Genomic DNA, 17,027 nt, shown 5'->3' on the forward strand with positions numbered 1-17,027 from the left:
ATATTGATTGAAATCAGGCCCGAAAACGCTAGAATCCGGCCTCAACCCGGCCGTTTGCGGCACGGAATCCCGCTGAAAAAGGCGCGCCTGATGGCCAAACGTCCCAAACCCGTCAGCGACGGCGATCAGGCGCACAGCATCGCCCACCGGGCCGAGGCGCTCGATGCCCTCGACGGCATCTTGCCGTTCGACCGGCGCGAGCAGTTGGCGGGCATGCTCAGCGACGATGATGTCGCCACCTTGCGCCACCTGGCCCAGCAGGGTCTGGGTGAAAACTCGCTGCGCGCGCTCGCCTCCGATCTGTTTTACCTCGAGGCCTGGTGTCTGGCTGCCACCGGCGCAGCCCTGCCGTGGCCAGCACCCGAGCCGCTGCTGCTGAAGTTCGTCGCCCATCATTTGTGGGATTTTTCCCGCCGCGAAACCGATGTGTCGCATGGCATGCCCGCAGGCGTGGCGGCGTCGCTGGGCGACCAGGGCCTGTTGCGGATGACCAAAAGACCGCATGCGCCGGCGACCGTCCGGCGCAAGCTGTCGAGCTGGTCGACTTTGACCAGATGGCGCGGCCTGGTCGGCGCGTTCAAGGCGCCCGGCCTCAAAAGTGCGGTCAAACTCGCCGTCCGCGCCACCGAACGGCCACGCCAGCGCAAGAGCCCAAAGGCGGTGACGGCAGATGTCCTGGCCGCTGTGCTGCAGGCCTGCGCTGGCGACAGCCTGGCCGACTGCCGCGATCGCGCCTTGCTGCTTTTGACCTTTGCCTCGGGCGGGCGCCGCCGCAGCGAGGTGGCCGCGCTACGGCTCGAGCAACTGGTCGAAGAGGAGCCGGTGCCGGCCGATCCCGACGATCCCGATGGCGGCGTGCTGGCATGCTGGAAGATCCGTCTCGGCCGCACCAAGACTGGCGACGCCGATGGTGCCGCCGAGGTGTTCCTGATCGGCCGCCCGGTCCTTGCACTGCAGGACTGGATGACCCGGGCCAAGCTCGGCGACGGTGCGGTGTTCCGCGCCATCAACCGCTGGGGCCATGTCCAGCGCCGCGCCTTGACCCCGCAAGCCGTCAATCTGATCCTCAAGCGCCGCATCGCTGCCGCCGGGCTCGATCCCAGCGAATTCTCGGCGCATGGCCTGCGTTCGGGTTATCTCACCGAAGCGGCACGCCGCGGCATTCCGCTGCTCGACGCCATGCAACAGTCGCAGCACCGATCGATCAACCAGGCCGCGCGCTATTACAACGATGCCGAACGCCGGCTCGGCCGCGCCGCAAGGTTGCTGGTCTGATTGTCTAAAGCCAGGAAGCGGGTGTCTTCGGCAAGCGCTGATCGGGGTCGACAACCTTCAGCCCGGGCTTACCCGGGCTATTCCAGTGCCACAGGGCGACGCAGCTGCCGCCAGGCGACATGAAGGAAGGGTAGACGACGCCGTCGAAACCTTCGCCAAGCAGCCGTTGCCGAAGCAGATGGGTTTCTGGCGTCCTGCCCTCGTCGAGATCGGCGCGCCACTCGCATCGATGAATGGCCGGGTCAACGCCGAATTCCTGCAGCACCGTCGGATCGGTCAGCTCAGCCAGGGCCGCATCGGCAAGCTTCAACTGGGCGATCAGCGCCGGATGCTGGACAAAACCCTGGTTATATTCGGCCCAGGCGGTCGAGAGCTCACAGGCGGCGTAGAGCGTCGGCGCGCCGACCGGGTTCCAGCGTCCGCCAAACCGTGCCGCCCCCTCTCCTGAGAGCGGCATGTGCGCCCAGCGCGGCACGAAGGCCCGCCACAACGTGCGATGCTGCTGCGAGGCCGCCTCAGGCATAAACGCCGGAGCGCACCGCCTCCAGATAGGCCAGAACCTTGTCGGCCTTGCCCTCGCCGACCAGGTCATAGGCCGTCTTGCCGGCCCAGCCTGGAATAGGCTGATGCTTAAACCAGATCACCGCACGGTTTTCGTCGCCTGCCATCTCGGCCGCCATAGCCAGAATACGCACGACCGGACTCAACGCCTGATCGACCTTGCGCGCACCAGAACGTGCGGTCAGTGTGTTGCGGGCAACGCCAACGAGCCGGGCCAAATCGGCCTGGGTCACGCCCAGCAACTCCGATACGCGCCGGGCCGACAGGAATTGCGACCGTGCCTCACCGAAATGGGCCGCCGACATTCCCAAGCTCTGAGCTGCCATGACACGCTCCTGTCGCAGTTTGATATCCATGCTGTCAATATGTGCTCATTGTACGCCCAATTCAAGCTAATCCGGCTTCGCCGCGCAGCTTGATTTTCACCCTGCCTTAGCCTGGGCCCCTCCCCTACCGCGCAACAACGCCATCAGCACCGGCCCGATCGAGAATTCGCCGGCGCTCGCCTTCGCCGTCAGGCTGCGCAGATAGCCGCCGGGGCTTGATATCGCCTCGCCCCGCTGCAGCATCGCCGCCACCATGATCGCCGCATCCACCGCCCCCATTGCCTCACAGGCCTGGTTCCACGCATCCGGACTGACGCCGAGCGCGCCGCGCACCAGATTTGCCGTCTCCACCAGATCGGCCCAGCCCGAAATGCCGTGTCGTGCGTAATCGGCAATGTCGGGGCAGGCACGCAGCACCATGCCAAGCGGATATCCCGTTGGCGGCTGGCTCTTGGTTTCAGGTTTCACCGCACCGGTCGTCCCGTGGCCTTTTTCGAGGCCGGGTTCAAATTCATGAGGTTGTGTATTTGAATTCTGTATGTGGCGCTCAAAATGAGACTCATTGGCGCTTGTTTCTTCAGATTTAACGTGACTTTCCAGCGTCTTGCGCACCTCCTGGGCAAGCAGGGCAAGCTCTGCGGCAATCGGCTCGAGCTCAAGCCGGCTCGCCGTACGCGGAATGGCGGCCGCGATCTCACGATATTCGCGATGCAGGCGCTGCCAGTCGGCCGCAATCCCCTCCTCGAGGCCAAAGGCGATCATCTTGGCAATGTCGCGGCGCAAGATGGTAATGCGCTCGCGCACCAGCAACAGCGCCCGCCGCTCGGCCCTGACAGCTTCGGCCAACCGTTCGAACTCTTCGGCACGGGCGAGAAGCGGTGATAGGTCGAAACCGAAAGCCTGTTCGATCGCGCCATCAAAGCCTTTGCGGGCGTAGCGTTTGCCATTGGGGCTGTCGCGGCGCACCACAAGGCCGCAGTCAACAAGCACCGACAGGTGCCGCCTGAGCGTCGCCGGCGCCATGCCATGTGCCCTGAGCGCCAGCTGCGTGTTGGATGGAAACACCACCAGCCCCTCCCCTTCCACCAGATCGGTGTCCGGATGGAAAGTTAGCAGCGCATTCAGCACGGCCAGTGCGCGATCGCTCGCCCCCAGCAGTCCCTTGGCCTCGCAAACGGCGCGAAACACCTGCCATTTGTTGGCGCTGGCGCCAGGCGTACAGCTGTCGGCCGCCATCTGCCCTGCCACCATGGCAAGCGAAAGCGACCGCCGCCCAAAGGGCGTCGTCGAAATATGCTCGATCATCCTCGTTCACCTCACTTGGAGGCAAGCCAAAGGCGTTCCAGAACGCGTCCAGTGGTTGACAAGTCAGCCCGGAAATGATTCTCTCACAATTGCTACATTGATGAGGGCTTCCGGAATGGCGACGTTTCGGGGGCCTTTTTCTTGCCGGTTATCTTTCTGATTCCGATCCTCTACGCATTGGTACGGACACTTCACGCTCCTCGTCCACGGGTAGCGCTGCGGTGAAGCATGCGCCTGTTTCGTGGGCCGTGGACAAATCTAGTCTCGCCCGGCTGCTCTGCCGCGCTTCTGTTCGAAGCTTTCCAACAGCCTCGGCAACTCCTCGCCCAGAAAATCCTCGAACCCGTCGGCAACCTTTTCCACGAAATCGAGCCTGGCCTTGCCCTTGGTAACAGTCAGATGCGCCAGTGCCCTGCCCTTGCCGTCACGGATTTCGCGCGCGCCACCGACAACCGGCTGGCCCCTGCGCTGCAGCCGCGTGAACAGCAGGTTGAACCGCTCATCGCTCGCCGCCGCCCGAAACCGCTCGCTGGTGGTCTCGTCATCGGCCTTGACGCGCGCCGCCTCGCCCTTCAGCAGCTCGGCCAGCGCCATCCAGCGCGGCCGTCCAACCTTGGGTGCGGCACCAATGGCGCGCACGATGTGCTCGGGCACCGCATCTGCCACCTGCAGGAAGCGTGTCATCTCGGCTTTGTGCAGCGACAGTGCGTCCTGGACGAGGCCGCGTTCGAAGCCAAGGCCGATCAGCTCATGGGCAAACAGCGCGCGTTCGATGAAGGACAGATCGCGCCGTTCGGAGTTTTCCTTGCCCTGGGCCAGCACCAGCTCGACGTCGGAGAGCGGCCGCACGATCGCCAGCGCGGGAATGCCGAGCCTGTTTGCCGCGCGCACGCGGCGATGGCCATAGGCAGTCTGATAACGGCCGGGCTTGTCAGGATGCGGCCTGAGCAACACCGGCACCTGCTGCCCGGAAGCTTCGATGCTGGCGACCAGCGCTTCAAAATCGTCGTCCTGTGCGCCATGATCGAGCCGGTCGGCAACAAACGACGCCTCGATCAGCGCCGCGTCGATCTGGATCACACGCTCGGCGGTGTCGAGACTTTCCTTGAGCCGGCGCGCCTCTTCGATCTCCCTGGAGAGACCGCCGAGCGACAACCCCATCGCCTTGACGGCACCTGAGGCGCTGCGCGGCCGCGCCACAGCCTCGGATTCCACAGGCTTGGCCGGTGCATTCGCCTCCGGGGCGACAGGCGTCGGTGCTGCATCTGCCGTACCAAAAAGCGCCTTGAGCTGATCCTTGCGGTTTTGTGCCATCTCAGCCTCCCTCAGCCCGCCCGGTTCCAGGCTTTAAGCATCAGGGCCTCGATCTCGTCGTTGACAGCTGTCAACGATTCCATCGCGCGGTCGTAGGTGACGCGGCTGAAGTTTTCACGCGCCACTTCGTAAAGCGTCTGCTTGGTCAGGCCGGCGTCCGAGAAGGCCGTCGACTTGACCAGAGGCGCAGTCAGCACGCGATCGCCAAACAGCGAGCGCAAGAAACCAACAATCTGCGTCTGCGGCCCGTCATTGGGCTCGTAACGGGTGATCAGGTAGCGCATGAAATCGAAATTCAACTCGCCGCCTGCCTCGCGCACCACCGACAGCAGATCAGCGGTCATGAACAGGAATTGGCTCATCGAGGCGACATCGAGCATCTGCGGGTGAATGGTCACCAGCACGGAGGTCGCGGCACACAACGCCGACAGGGTCAGGAAACCGAGCTGCGGCGGGCAGTCCATGACAACGACGTCGTAGTCGTCGGCAACGGTCTGCAGCGCCTCTTGTACGCGGGCAAAGAACATCGCCTTGCTGTCGCCGGCCTGGCGCGCCGCCAGCATCTGCGGCGTGGTGTGCTCGAACTCCTGCAGCTCGAGATTTCCCGGCACGAAATCGAGCCCGTCGAAATAGGTGCGACGGATGATCTCGGAGAGCGGACGACGCTCCTCGTCATAGCGGATCGCGCCATACAGCGTGTCGTTGCCGTTCAGGTCGAGCTCGGGTTGGTAGCCGAACAACGCCGACATCGAGGCCTGCGGATCGAGATCGATGGCGAGCACACGATAGCCGGCGAGCGCCAAATGCTGAGCGAGATGTGTGCTGGTCGTGGTCTTGCCCGAGCCACCCTTGAAGTTGGTGACGGCGATCACCTGCAAATGCTCGTCGCGCGCAGCATCGCGGCGCGGCAGATAATGGCGCGCTTTGGTCGGGTTCTGCTCGGCGAGATGCCGGCGCAACCCGTTGATGTCGTCGAGGGCGTAATAGCGGCGCCCCCCTGCCCCGGTCTCGGGCTGCGGCCCCTCACCGGCAATGGAGAGCTGGCGCAGATAACCGTCGGTGACACCGATCAAGCGAGCTGCCTCGCCGCTCGAGAACTTGCGCAATGCCTTCTTCGAGGTCGGCGAAAACAGCCGGTCACGCATCGCCTGCAATTGCGCCGACAACATCTCGGCGTCGCGTGCAATAGCGCGATCAGTCGCCATGACCTCGGTCTCTTCGCTCGCGTTTTCCGCCCGTGCTTGAACTGCCCCAACCAAGTCTTTAGTCCCCTCACGCCATCCGGCAGCCGCGCTCGCGACGCACCGTCAGGCTTCGTTAAGATTTATGCGCCGATTCGCTGCAGAATCCGAATCCGGGTTACGCCTTCGCACATTTTAACGTGGCGGAGCGTGGATAACGGTTTGCTGAAGTGGTTACGCCGGACGCACCGAATTACGACGATCTACCGTAACAAGGGTGCTGGAGCGGCCGAGTCGAGTCAACTTGTTTATAGTTAACAGGAATTAACCATTGTGACGGAAGCGAAACGGCCGACTACGGCGATCGTTTCGGACCTGTCACCAGGTCGTTGACAGCTGTCAACCGACAGTACTGTAGCCGCGCCGGAACTTGGAGGCCGCCAGGCTGCGCAAAGCCTCCTGCGCCTGGGCTGCATCGGCGTAGAGATCGAGACGTCTTCTGCCCAACGTGCCGATGCGGCCCCATTCCCGGACCAGCGCTACATCGCCAAACAGCGACTGCTCAACCGAGAGGCAATAGAACCGCGCCATGTTTCGACTCGGGTCGCGGCGCTGGAGATGCAGGATGGGGCTCGGCTGTTGCATGGCCGGCAGAATCACCTGCGGCGATTCCACGGTCCAATGAAACTCCTGAATCGATCAGCCGTCTTCGATTCAGCGCATTGATGGGACTATGCCATTCAGGCCACGTGCCTCACAGACGCGACCTGCGCAAAAGCGGCGAGCAGTTCGGACTTGCGCTTTTCATACCGCTCGACAGCCGCCAGCTTCACATGGCCATAGCCGCGGACAGTCTCGGCCAAGCCGGCAAGTTCTGTAGCCATAGCCAGGTTCGAAGCTGACAGGCGGACGGCAAGCTCCCCAACGAGCGTGAAATAGTCTGCCACCAGCCTCCGTTCCATCTTGCGTTCAGCGGTGCGGCCGAACGGATCGAAGCGCGTGCCACGCAGGCCCTTGAGCCGGGCAAGCACGGCGAAGGCCGGCTCGATCCAGCGGCTGCCGATAGCGACCTTGGCGGGATGGCCAGTGCGCGGGTCGGTGCGGGTCAGCATCGGCGGTGCCAAATTGTACTGGAGCTTGAAATCGCCTTCGAACTGATCGGCCAGCTTTTGCCGGAACGCCGGATCGCGATGCAGTCGCGCCACTTCGTACTCGTCCTTGTAAGCCATCAGTTGGAATGCAGCCTTGGCAATGGCAGTGGCGAATGCTTCCTGACCCGGTGCCACCCTCGCCTCGGCCTGCCGTGCCTTCTCGACCAGCGCACGATAGCGCTCGGCATATCTAGCGTTCTGGTAACCGGCGAGGAATGCTACCCGATGCGCGACAATCTCATTAAGCGACTTGGTTTCCGACGCAGACGCCGGAGCCGTCCCAGCCTGCCGGCTGACGAAATCCATGTCCTCGGCCGAGCGCCGGCCCCAGGCAAAGGCGGCACGGTTCATGGCGACGCCAGCGCCATTGAGGTCGATGGCCTTTTCGATCGCTTCGCGGCTGATCGGCACAAGTCCCTTCTGCCAGGCGTGACCAAGCAGGAACATGTTGGCGGCAATCGCGTCGCCGAAGAGTGCCGTCGCAAGTTTCATCGCGGGCAAGGTGGTGAGTGCATCCTCGGCGCCGGCATTGCGCAACCGGCGCAACGTGGCGCCTTCGCGGAAGTCGATGGTGGTGTCCTTGACGAAGGAGGCGGTCGGGGCAAAATGGTCGTCGACCACGGCCCGGGTCCGCCCCTTGCCAAAGGTGGCGATGGCGTTCTGCGAGGCGGCGACGACAAGGTCGAAGCCGAGCACCAGATCGGCCTCGCCGGGGCCGATGCGCGCCGCGTTGAGCAATTCGGGCAACCGCGCAAGCCTGATATGCGAGACCACTGCACCGTTCTTCTGTGCAAGGCCGGTCTGGTCGAGTGTGACCAGCGACAGCCCGTCGAGATGGGCTGCCTGGGACAGGATAGCACTTACCGTGATCACGCCGGTGCCGCCAATGCCGGTGAGCAACACGCTGTAAGGCTCGTTGCCCAGGGCCGGGCGAGTTGGCTCGGCAAGGCCGGCATCGACGCCGCCGGCAGCCCTGGCCTGTGGCTTGCGCAGCCTCCCGCCTTCGATCGTAACAAAGCTCGGACAAAAGCCCTTGGTACAGCTGAGATCCGTGTTGCAGCTCGACTGGTTGATGGCGCGCTTGCGGCCAAACTCGGTCTCACGCGGTTCGATAGAGATGCAGTTCGAGACTGCCGAGCAATCGCCGCAGCCTTCGCAGACCAGCTCGTTGATGAAGGCGCGCTTGGGCGAGACAGGGTAGGTGCCGCGCTTGCGGCGGCGGCGCTTTTCGGCGGCGCAGACCTGATCATAGACCAACACCGTGACGCCTTCGATCTCGCGCAGCTCGCGCTGCACCTCATCGAGTTCATCGCGGTGGCGTACATTGACCGAGCGGGGCAAGAGGCCGGCCAGCAGTTGCGGCCGTTCCGAAACGACAACGACCCGCCTGGCACCCTCGGCCAGCACCTGGCTGACGATCGAGGGCACCGACAGCTCGCCATCGTGGCGCTGGCCGCCGGTCATGGCGACAGCGTCATTGTAGAGGATCTTGTAGGTGGCATTGACCTTGGCGGCGATGCCGGCGCGGATGGCCAGCAGGCCGGAATGGAAGTAGGTGCCGTCGCCCATATTGACAAAGATGTGCTTCTCGTCGGTGAAGGGCGACAGGCCGATCCACGATCCGCCTTCGCCGCCCATCTGGGTAAAGGTCGCGGTATCGCGTTCCATGCCGATCACCATCATGTGGCAGCCGATGCCGGTCGAAGCGCGACTGCCCTTGGGCACGACGGTCGAGGTGGAGTGCGGGCAGCCCGAGCAGAAATAGGGCTCGCGGTTGAGCAGGCCTGACACGGCAGGGGAGGGGGCCCCGACAGTTGACAGCTGCACGGCGCGATCGGCGAGGCCGGCGTCTTTCGTGCCGAGCCATTGCAGGATGGCGCGCGCCACCGACAGCGCGCCAATCTCGCCGATCGAGGGCAGGAGAGCGGCCCCGTCCGGGCCGGTCTTGCCGAACACCTGCGGCCGGCGGTCGCCCGGCAGGTTGAACAGAAGCGACTTGATCTGTTCTTCGATGACAGGGCGCTTTTCCTCGACGACGAGGACCTGCTCGAGCCCGTCAGCGAATTCGCGCAGGCCTTCCGGCTCCAATGGCCAGACCATGCCGACCTTGTAAAGGCGGATGCCGAGTTCGGCCGCGCGGGCCTCGTCAATGCCGAGCAGCGAAAGTGCGCCCTTGAGATCAAGCCAGGATTTGCCGGTCGAGACGATGCCGAGCCTGGCCTTGGCGGAGGGCCAGACCTGCCGGTCGAGGCGGTTGACCCGGGCAAAAGCAAGGACAGCGGCAAGCTTGGTCTCGAGCCTGCGCTCCATCGCCTGCTGGCCGTCAGGCCAGCGCATCGACAGACCATCCGCCGGAAGCGGCAGGGCAGGGGTGACGATCTCGAGCCGCGACGGATCAAGATCGACTGATGCCGAGCATTCGACGATTTCGGTCTGGCACTTGAAGCCGACCCAGGCGCCTGAATAGCGGCTCATCGCCCAGCCCAGCAGGCCGTAGTCGATATATTCGCCGACACCCGCCGGCGACAGCAACGGCACCATGGCCGAGATCAGATTGTGCTCGCTCTGGTGTGGCAGGGTGGAGGAGACGGCGCCATGATCGTCGCCGACGAGCAGCAGCACGCCGCCATGCTTGCTGGTGCCGACGGCATTGGCATGGCGAATGACGTCCATGGTGCGGTCGACGCCTGGGCCCTTGCCGTACCACATCGAAAACACGCCATCGTAGCGCGCGCCGGGGAACATGCCCGCCTGCTGCGTGCCCCACACGGCGGTCGCCGCCATGTCCTCGTTGAGACCGGGCTGGAAGACGATGTGGCTGGCCTTGAGATAGTTTTTGGCGCTGCCCATTTCGCGATCGAAGCCGGCTAAGGGAGAGCCGCGATAGCCAGAGACGTATCCGGCAGTATTGAGGCCTGCGGCCAGATCACGCTGGCGCTGCACCATCGGCAGGCGCACCAAAGCCTGTGTGCCCGACACCAGGATGCGGCCGCGCTCGAGCGTGTAACGCTCGTCGAGCACTGAGGGCATGTCGACCTTTTGGGCGCCATTTTCGGAAGACTTGACTGCGGTCATGACGAATTCTCAAACGTTGAGCGGGGCAGGGAGCATGTCGAAGATGCGGCCGGGATTGAGGATATTGCCGGGGTCGAGCGCTGCCTTGAGCCGCCGCATCGCTGCCAGTTCGGCCGCGTCCCGCGTCAGGTGCAGATAGGCCTTCTTGTCGAGGCCGATGCCGTGTTCCGCAGAGATCGATCCACCAGTTCGGGCAACGCAGTCGAACACCGCTTTGGCGACGTCGTTGGGCCTGTCGGTGCGGACAACGTAGTGCAGATTGCCGTCGCCGAGATGGCCGAAGATGTAGGCTTGTGCCGCCGGATCGGCGTGGCTTTGGGCCACCCCGGCCAGATCGAGGAATTCGCCCATGCGCGGCAGCGGCAGGCTGACATCGAGGCTGAGCATCACGCCCTCGGCGAACAAGAAACGGTTGCAGTCGTCGCGCAACGTCCACAGCGCCTGGAACTCGCGCTCGGACTGCGAAACCACGACATCCTCGACCAGCCCGTCCTCGATCGCCTGCGACAGGGCGTCGGTGAAGGCTTCCTCGTCAGCGCCTGGCGTCATGCCCTGGATGTCGGTCAGCACATAGACCGGCGATGAAAGCGCAACAGGAGCGGTCAGCCTCAGCGCCGCGACCATGTCGCCCATCAGCGGCGCCAGGATGACCTCGAAACCGGCCAACAAATTGCCAAGGCGACCGCGCAGGAATTTGAGCAGGCCAAAGGCGGCATCAAGCGAAGGCAGCGAACAGAAGGCGGCCGACTGGGTGACCGGCCTGGGATGAAGCTTCAGGCAGGCTCGAGTGACAACACCGAGCGTGCCTTCACTGCCGATGAAAAGCTGGCTGAGATCGTAGCCGGAATTGTCCTTGGCGAGGCCCTTGAGCGAGGACACCACGCAGCCGTCGGCAAGCACGGCTTCCAGCCCCAGAACCTGGGCGCGAAAATTGCCGTAGCGCAAAACGCGGATGCCACCGGCATTGGTAGCGATGTTGCCGCCGATGGTGGCGGTGCCGCGCGCGCCGATGTCGACGCCAAAGACCAGCCCCGCCGCATCGGCCTTTTCCTGCACGACCTGCAGCGGCACGCCGGCCTCGGCGATGACAGTGCCCGCGGTCGGCTCGACCTCCTGCAGGGCGGTCATGCGCTCGAGCGAAAGCACGGCCTCCCCAGCCAGCACCCTCGCCCCGCCGGAGAGCCCTGTGCGCCCACCCTGGACGACAAGCGGCAAGCGGGCGGCGTTACAGGCCTTCAGGATCTCGGCCACCTCGTCCGTGCTGCGGGGACGCAGCACAAGTTCGGGCCGCGCGCCCGGCTCACCGGAAAGGTCGTCGCTGTAGCGTGGGTCGATGTCATCGCCTGCCAGGATCGCGGCCTTGTCGAGCCGCGTCTGAAGGGTGGAAAGAACCTGATCGGTCGGTCGCGCCATGATGCCTGGATGGCCCGGAGGAAGCCATTTCCGGGCGCTGTCTCGGTCAAGCTTATTTCGCTTGCAATATTTGTCAAACCTATATTGTTTATCTCCATGTCGAGACGAGTGCCGGCCTTTTCAGGTCGCGCCGACGGAGGTCGAATGCCGATCGAATATCAGGACGTGGTGCGCACCGGCGTTGCCCGGCAGGTCGCCGACAAGATTCGCGCCGCCATCCTCGACGGCCGCCTGCAGATCGACGAACGCCTGCCGACCGAAGAAGACCTGGCCAAGAGTTTCGGCATCTCGCGCCCGACCGTGCGCGAGGCGTTGAAGCGGCTCGCGGCACAAAACCTGATCCGCTCGCAGCGCGGCCCAACCGGCGGCACCTTTGTCAGCCGCCCCGATCCCGGAAGGGCTGTCGTCAGCGATCACGGGCGCAGCGACCCTGCTGGTCGGCGTCGGCGCCTTCGACATCGACGAGATCATCGGCGCGCGGCTGGAAACGGAAGCAATCTGCTGCCGCCTGGCCTGCGAACGCCGCAGCGAAGCCGATCTGGCGGCGATGCGTGCCGAGATCGCGCTGCAGCGTGCCAAGCTACTCAGCGACGAGGACTTTTGCGCCTCGGACGTGCGTTTCCACCGCGCCGTGGTGCAAGCGGCGGGCAACGGCCCGCTCAGCCTGATGATGTACACGGTAGTCGAGGCCTTCATGCCGATCACCAACATGATCGTATCGCATGTGCGCGAACGCAGCACGGTCGCCGATTTCCACGAAAGACTGGCTGCGGCACTCGAAGCACGCAACCCGACGAGCGCCGTCGCCGTGCTGTCAGAGCTCCTGAGCTATGTCCGCGACAGCTATGCGCTCAGCTTGACACGGCGCGCCGAACGCGAGGCAAAGCGCGGCTGACGCGCGAGATTTACCCATGACTTCCTGGAGACTTTCATGAGCGAGACTTTTACGGCGATGATGCTGGAAGATGTCGACGGCAAGCCGCGTGCCGGTTTCCGCGACATCACCAAGGCCGACCTGCCAGACAACGACGTGCTGGTCGAGGTCGCCTATTCGAGCCTGAACTACAAGGATGGCCTCGCCATCTCGGGCAAGGGCCGCATAGCGCGCCGCCTGCCGATGGTCGCCGGCATCGATATCGCTGGCACAGTCGTCGAGTCCCGCTCGCCGGCGTGGAAGGTGGGCGACAAGGTGGTCGCCAATGGCTGGGGCATGTCGGAGACGGAGTGGGGCGCCTATACGCGCTTCCAAAGGCTGAAGCCGGAATGGCTGATCCGACTGCCTGACGCCTTTACCATGCAACAGGCGATGGCGATCGGCACCGCAGGCTACACTGCAGCGCTGTGCGTCGACGCGCTCGAAGACTGGGGCGTGATCCAGCCGGGCAAGGGCGAGGTGTTGGTGACGGGTGCCGCCGGTGGCGTCGGCTCCACCGCCGTCAGCCTGCTGTCTTCCAAGGGCTATGCCGTCGTTGCTTCGACCGGCCGCGCCGAGACCCATGATTATCTCCGCTCTTTGGGCGCAACGTCCTTCCTCGATCGCGCCGAGCTCGCCGCCGAGGTCAGGCCGCTGCAGAAGGAGCGCTGGAGCGGGGCTGTCGACTCCGTCGGCTCGACGACGCTCGCCAATGCGCTGGCGCAGACTGTCTATGGTGGCGCGGTTGCGGCTTGCGGGCTGGCCGGCGGCCACAACCTGCCTGGCACGGTCATGCCACACATCTTGCGCAGCGTGACACTGATCGGCGTCGATTCCGTTTACGCGCCGCAGGCGAAGCGGGAACGGGCCTGGCGCACACTCGCCGACAATCTCGACCGCGCCAAGCTTTCAGCAATGACCGAAACCCACAAGATGGCGGAGCTGCCTGAACTCGCCAATCGCATCGTGGCCGGTCAGATACGCGGCCGCGTCGTCATCGAAATCGCGTAGCGCATCGGCCCGAAAATCGAAATCGATTTTCGGAAACACACGATGCGCAGATTCAACACCACGAGCGTCCTTTGTGCGCGTCCGCACAGACGCACGGCGCTCTTAGAGGGAGGAGATCATGACCAGCGAAGTCGTACTGTGGGAAAAGGACGCTGAAGACGCGTTCGTCACGCTGACGCTCAACCGCCCGGACAAGATGAACGCCATGAACCAGGAGCTCGGCGACGCGCTCGAGGCGGCGATCGTCCGCGCGGTCAAGGATCCTGAAATCCGGGCGATCATCATCACCGGCGCCGGTCGCGCCTTCACCGCAGGCTTCGATCTTGGCGGCGAAGATTTCGAGATGGACACCGAGGCCTGGCGCGAGGACATCGGTGCCAATATGCGGCGCATGAAGTTCATCCGCGAAACACCGATCCCGATCATCGCCGCCGTCAATGGCTATGCCCTGGCCGGCGGGCTGGAGCTGATGATGTGCTGCGACATGACCATCGCCGCCGAAGACGCCATGCTCGGCGAGCCGGAAGTGCGCCACGTCTCGGCGCCGCCGACACTGATGCTGCCCTGGACGGTGCCGATGATCCACGCGCGCCACCTGATGTACACCGGCGATCTGATCGACGGCCGCGAGGCCGCGCGTATCCATCTCGTCAACAAGGCGGTGCCGCGCGACCAGCTGAAGGCCGAGGCCGAGAAGCTGGCGCGCAAATGCGCCCGCATGCCAGGCGCCGCAATCAAGTTCGCCAAGGCAGCACTCAACCACCAGCAGCAGACGGCCGGCCTTGAAAGCTCGTGGACCTATAACCGCGAGACGACGGCAATCCTGCACGGTTCGGAAGAGGGGCGCTACTGGATGCGACTGCTCAAGGAGCATTCACTGAAGGAATTCCTCGACATCCGCGAGAAGCCGTTCCGCGATCTGGACTAGGCTCGAAAGTGCTCAGGCGCCCTCGGGCGCCTGACCACCGCCCGCCTGCAACGCCTCGAACAGTTCGGCATGGTTGCGCAAGTAACGCGACTGCACGATCTGCCCCTTGTCCGACAGCTCGCCCTTGGCGCGGTCGGCCGGCCCTGTCGCAACATCGAAACGGGCAATCACCGTCGAACCGGAGGGATTGGCGGCGTTCCAGCCGGCGATGCGTGCGCCGATCTCATCGACCCGCGCTTTGCCCGCCACTGAAACGAAAATCAGCGCCACCAGCCGGTCGCGGTTCTCGCCCGAAATGACGATGTCGTCGGCCAGCGGCGCGCATTGCGCCAAAAGGCCGGCGCGCAACGGCCCGGTGCGCACCTTGACCCCGCTCGACAGCTTGAAGTCCTCGGCAAGCCGGCCATCGAAACCGAACACCGCAACGCCGTCCGGGCGCTGGCGCAGCACGGCGGCATCGCCGGTACGATAAAAACCATGCTCGTCCATGGGCAATGGGACGGTGCGGCCCTCGATGAGATAGCAGGGTGCGACGTTGGGGCCCGTGACGCGCAGCTCGCTGCGACCATCGATGTCGACCAGGGCCACACGATGGCCGGGCAGGGGATGGCCAAGCTCGCCCGGTCGCTCCAGCGGCGCCGGCGACAGCGTGATCGTCGAGGCGGCCTCGGTCGCGCCATAACCCGACAGGATCTGGAAATCGCCATGGCTGTCGCGGAAGGTAACGAGCCTGCGCCAGAGCTCGGCATCGATACCCGCGCCGGCAAAGAAAATGGCGCGCAGCTTTCGAGTCAGCGCGCGGGCGGCTGTATCATCCTTTTCCAATCGGTCGAGCAGCAGCTTCAGTCCGAGCGGGACAGCGATATGCATGGTGGGGGCAACCTCCGCCATGAGCCGCGCGGTTGCCTCGATTGTCGACGGGCTGGGGGCGGCGTCGACATGCATCGTGCCGCCGTTCCAGATCACTTTGAAGATGTTGTCGAGCCCGCCGAAAACATGGTGCCAGGGCAGCCAGTCGACCAGCACCGGCGGAGTCTCGGCCACGAACGGCCACATCGCGGCGATGGCACCCTGGTTGGACGAGATCATGCCACGGGTGATCGGCACGCCCTTGGGCGACCCGGTGCTGCCCGAGGTGAAGAAGATCGCCGCCCGGTCGTCGGGTGCGGCGGGCTCGTCCGTCTCAGGCGCGGCTCGGTCCATGCTAAAGCGTGCCAGGTCGCCAAGCGAAACAGCATTCATGCCTTCGATGGCCGGATGGCCCGAGGGCGCCACAATCAGCTTGGGTTTGGCAGTTTCGAGAAACGGTCTTGTCGCTTCGCTTTCGACCCCGTCGCGAAAGGGGAAGGGCGGCAAGGCAGCATGAACGAAGCCGCCGGACAGGCAGGCGAGCTTGAGCACCAGGGCATCGACGCCAGCCGGAGCCAAAGTCGCCACGCTATCGCCCTTGCGCAGGCCATAGCGGCCCGCCAGCAGCCGCCGCATGGCACGAGCGCGGGAAAGTGCTTCGCTGTAGCTGATGGCGCCCCTGGCGCCTTCTCTGGGCTCGGACAGCAGCACCTTGTCCGGCTGCTCGGCCGCCCATTTGACAAGCCGTGTAAAGATGTCGGGCAGATCGCTGGGCAGGCGGATCGCGCTGCGATAGACGCGCCGCCCGTCCGGCAGCTGCTCTTCGATCAGCTTCTGCCCAGGCGCCACGAGTTGACTCATCAGGCTTCCTGCCTCTGGGCGGCGGCATCCTGGCGCGCCGAAAGGGCCTTTTCGTAGACGCTCGACTGATAGGCGATGAGTTCCTCGAAGGCCGCGGTGGCCGCCGCGGCGTCGCGGGCACGCAGCGCTTCCAGTATGTCGGCGTGCAACGACACCACGCGGCCGCGCTCGCGGAAGCGGAAGGAGATCATGTTGGTCGCCGGGATCAGCGAGTCGTTGACGACAAGCATGATGAAGCGCAGTTCATTGTTGCCCGTCGCTTGGGCGATGGCGTGGTGAAAGGCGACATCGAGCCGGCAAAACTCCTCATCGGAGATGTCGTCGCGTTCGAAGGCCTCCAGTGTCGCCTCGATCGATTCGAGGTCTTCGGCCGTCGCACGTTCGGCGGCGAGCTGCACGCAGGTGCGGCCGAGCAGCAGGCGTGCTTCGACGATCTCGTTCAAGCCGAACACGCCGAGGCCGACGAACCAGGTCGTCATCTCCTGCAGCATCTGGCTGGCCGCGGTGAGCGAGGGCGCATTGACGAAGACGCCGCCATTGGGACCGCGCTTGGAGCGCACCAGCTTCTTCGCCGCCAATATCTTGAGCGCCTCGCGCACCGTCGGCTGCGAGACGCCGAAGCGCTGCGCGATCTCGGCTTCGGATGGCAACCGCGCCTCGACGCTGAGCGTGCCTTGCACGATCTCCTGCTGGAGTGCCGTCGCGATTTGATGTGCCAGGCTCTTGGTCGCCTGGACTGCCTGCTTGGCGTCCTCCATGCCCGTATTCTCTCCCTCGTTGCCGCTTCTTATTATTTCAATATTACAATATCTAAATTGTTGACCGCCTGATCCAAAAATGCAAGCCTTCGATCCAACAGGGCTG

Annotated in this window: 13 protein-coding genes and 1 pseudogene; 4 read left to right on the top strand and 10 right to left on the bottom strand. The window is 64.4% G+C overall.

The genetic code is table 11. The annotated features are described in order from the left end of the window. The first annotated feature begins 90 nt into the window (after window positions 1-90). Window positions 91-1,275 carry a site-specific integrase gene (locus tag ACHMW7_RS02250; RefSeq protein WP_395446265.1) on the top strand — a complete coding sequence of 395 codons (1,185 nt, stop codon included), beginning with the start codon at window positions 91-93 and terminating at the stop codon, window positions 1,273-1,275. Window positions 1,276-1,279: 4 nt separating this feature from the next. On the opposite strand, the gene ACHMW7_RS02255 is transcribed toward ACHMW7_RS02250, so the two are convergent. The 8 genes from ACHMW7_RS02255 to ACHMW7_RS02290 form a co-directional block, all read right to left on the bottom strand. Next, window positions 1,280-1,798 (bottom strand): RES family NAD+ phosphorylase, encoded by a 519-nt coding sequence (locus ACHMW7_RS02255; protein WP_395446266.1) that lies wholly within the window; start codon window positions 1,796-1,798, stop codon window positions 1,280-1,282. Then, on the bottom strand, window positions 1,791-2,162 hold the full coding sequence (locus ACHMW7_RS02260; protein ID WP_395446267.1) for an antitoxin Xre/MbcA/ParS toxin-binding domain-containing protein: 372 nt from the start codon (window positions 2,160-2,162) through the stop codon (window positions 1,791-1,793). The genes ACHMW7_RS02255 and ACHMW7_RS02260 overlap by 8 nt, the downstream gene beginning before the upstream one ends. 96 nt (window positions 2,163-2,258) lie before the next feature. After that, a complete protein-coding gene (repC, locus tag ACHMW7_RS02265) occupies window positions 2,259-3,467 on the bottom strand; it encodes a plasmid replication protein RepC (protein WP_395446268.1) in 1,209 nt (402 codons plus the stop codon). 258 nt (window positions 3,468-3,725) lie between these two features. Further along, window positions 3,726-4,781, bottom strand: a complete 1,056-nt coding sequence (repB, locus tag ACHMW7_RS02270) for a plasmid partitioning protein RepB (RefSeq protein WP_395446269.1) — start codon at window positions 4,779-4,781, stop codon at window positions 3,726-3,728. An 11-nt stretch (window positions 4,782-4,792) separates the two neighbouring features. After that, the gene (repA, locus tag ACHMW7_RS02275; RefSeq protein WP_395446270.1) at window positions 4,793-5,986 is read right to left on the bottom strand and encodes a plasmid partitioning protein RepA; all 1,194 of its coding nucleotides are present in this window, start codon (window positions 5,984-5,986) and stop codon (window positions 4,793-4,795) included. A gap of 375 nt (window positions 5,987-6,361) precedes the next feature. Further along, window positions 6,362-6,607 (bottom strand): WGR domain-containing protein, encoded by a 246-nt coding sequence (locus ACHMW7_RS02280; protein ID WP_395446701.1) that lies wholly within the window; start codon window positions 6,605-6,607, stop codon window positions 6,362-6,364. 95 nt (window positions 6,608-6,702) lie between these two features. Beyond that, the gene (locus ACHMW7_RS02285; protein ID WP_395446271.1) at window positions 6,703-10,188 is read right to left on the bottom strand and encodes an indolepyruvate ferredoxin oxidoreductase family protein; all 3,486 of its coding nucleotides are present in this window, start codon (window positions 10,186-10,188) and stop codon (window positions 6,703-6,705) included. Between the two features lie 9 nt (window positions 10,189-10,197). Beyond that, window positions 10,198-11,601: an FAD-binding oxidoreductase gene (locus ACHMW7_RS02290; RefSeq protein ID WP_395446272.1), complete on the bottom strand. Its 1,404-nt coding sequence runs from the start codon at window positions 11,599-11,601 to the stop codon at window positions 10,198-10,200. 144 nt (window positions 11,602-11,745) lie between these two features. Between ACHMW7_RS02290 and ACHMW7_RS02295 the strand changes: the two are divergent. The 3 genes and pseudogenes from ACHMW7_RS02295 (at window position 11,746) to ACHMW7_RS02305 (ending at window position 14,453) form a co-directional block, all read left to right on the top strand. Further along, window positions 11,746-12,496: pseudogene (locus tag ACHMW7_RS02295) on the top strand (FadR/GntR family transcriptional regulator). Between the two features lie 36 nt (window positions 12,497-12,532). Next, window positions 12,533-13,525: an MDR family oxidoreductase gene (locus ACHMW7_RS02300; RefSeq protein ID WP_395446273.1), complete on the top strand. Its 993-nt coding sequence runs from the start codon at window positions 12,533-12,535 to the stop codon at window positions 13,523-13,525. Window positions 13,526-13,643: 118 nt separating this feature from the next. Then, the gene (locus tag ACHMW7_RS02305) at window positions 13,644-14,453 is read left to right on the top strand and encodes an enoyl-CoA hydratase/isomerase family protein (protein WP_395446274.1); all 810 of its coding nucleotides are present in this window, start codon (window positions 13,644-13,646) and stop codon (window positions 14,451-14,453) included. A 12-nt stretch (window positions 14,454-14,465) separates the two neighbouring features. Here ACHMW7_RS02305 and ACHMW7_RS02310 read toward each other — a convergent pair whose 3' ends face one another. Together ACHMW7_RS02310 and ACHMW7_RS02315 are read right to left on the bottom strand one after the other, a co-directional pair. Continuing rightward, window positions 14,466-16,163, bottom strand: coding sequence for an AMP-binding protein (locus ACHMW7_RS02310; protein WP_395446275.1), 1,698 nt, complete (start codon window positions 16,161-16,163; stop codon window positions 14,466-14,468). Continuing rightward, a complete protein-coding gene (locus ACHMW7_RS02315) occupies window positions 16,163-16,921 on the bottom strand; it encodes a FadR/GntR family transcriptional regulator (RefSeq protein WP_395446276.1) in 759 nt (252 codons plus the stop codon). Before ACHMW7_RS02315 ends, ACHMW7_RS02310 begins: the two co-directional genes overlap by 1 nt. Between the last annotated feature and the right edge of the window lie 106 nt (window positions 16,922-17,027).

The organism is Aminobacter sp. UC22_36 (genome assembly GCF_044056035.1).
Classification (GTDB): domain Bacteria; phylum Pseudomonadota; class Alphaproteobacteria; order Rhizobiales; family Rhizobiaceae; genus Aminobacter.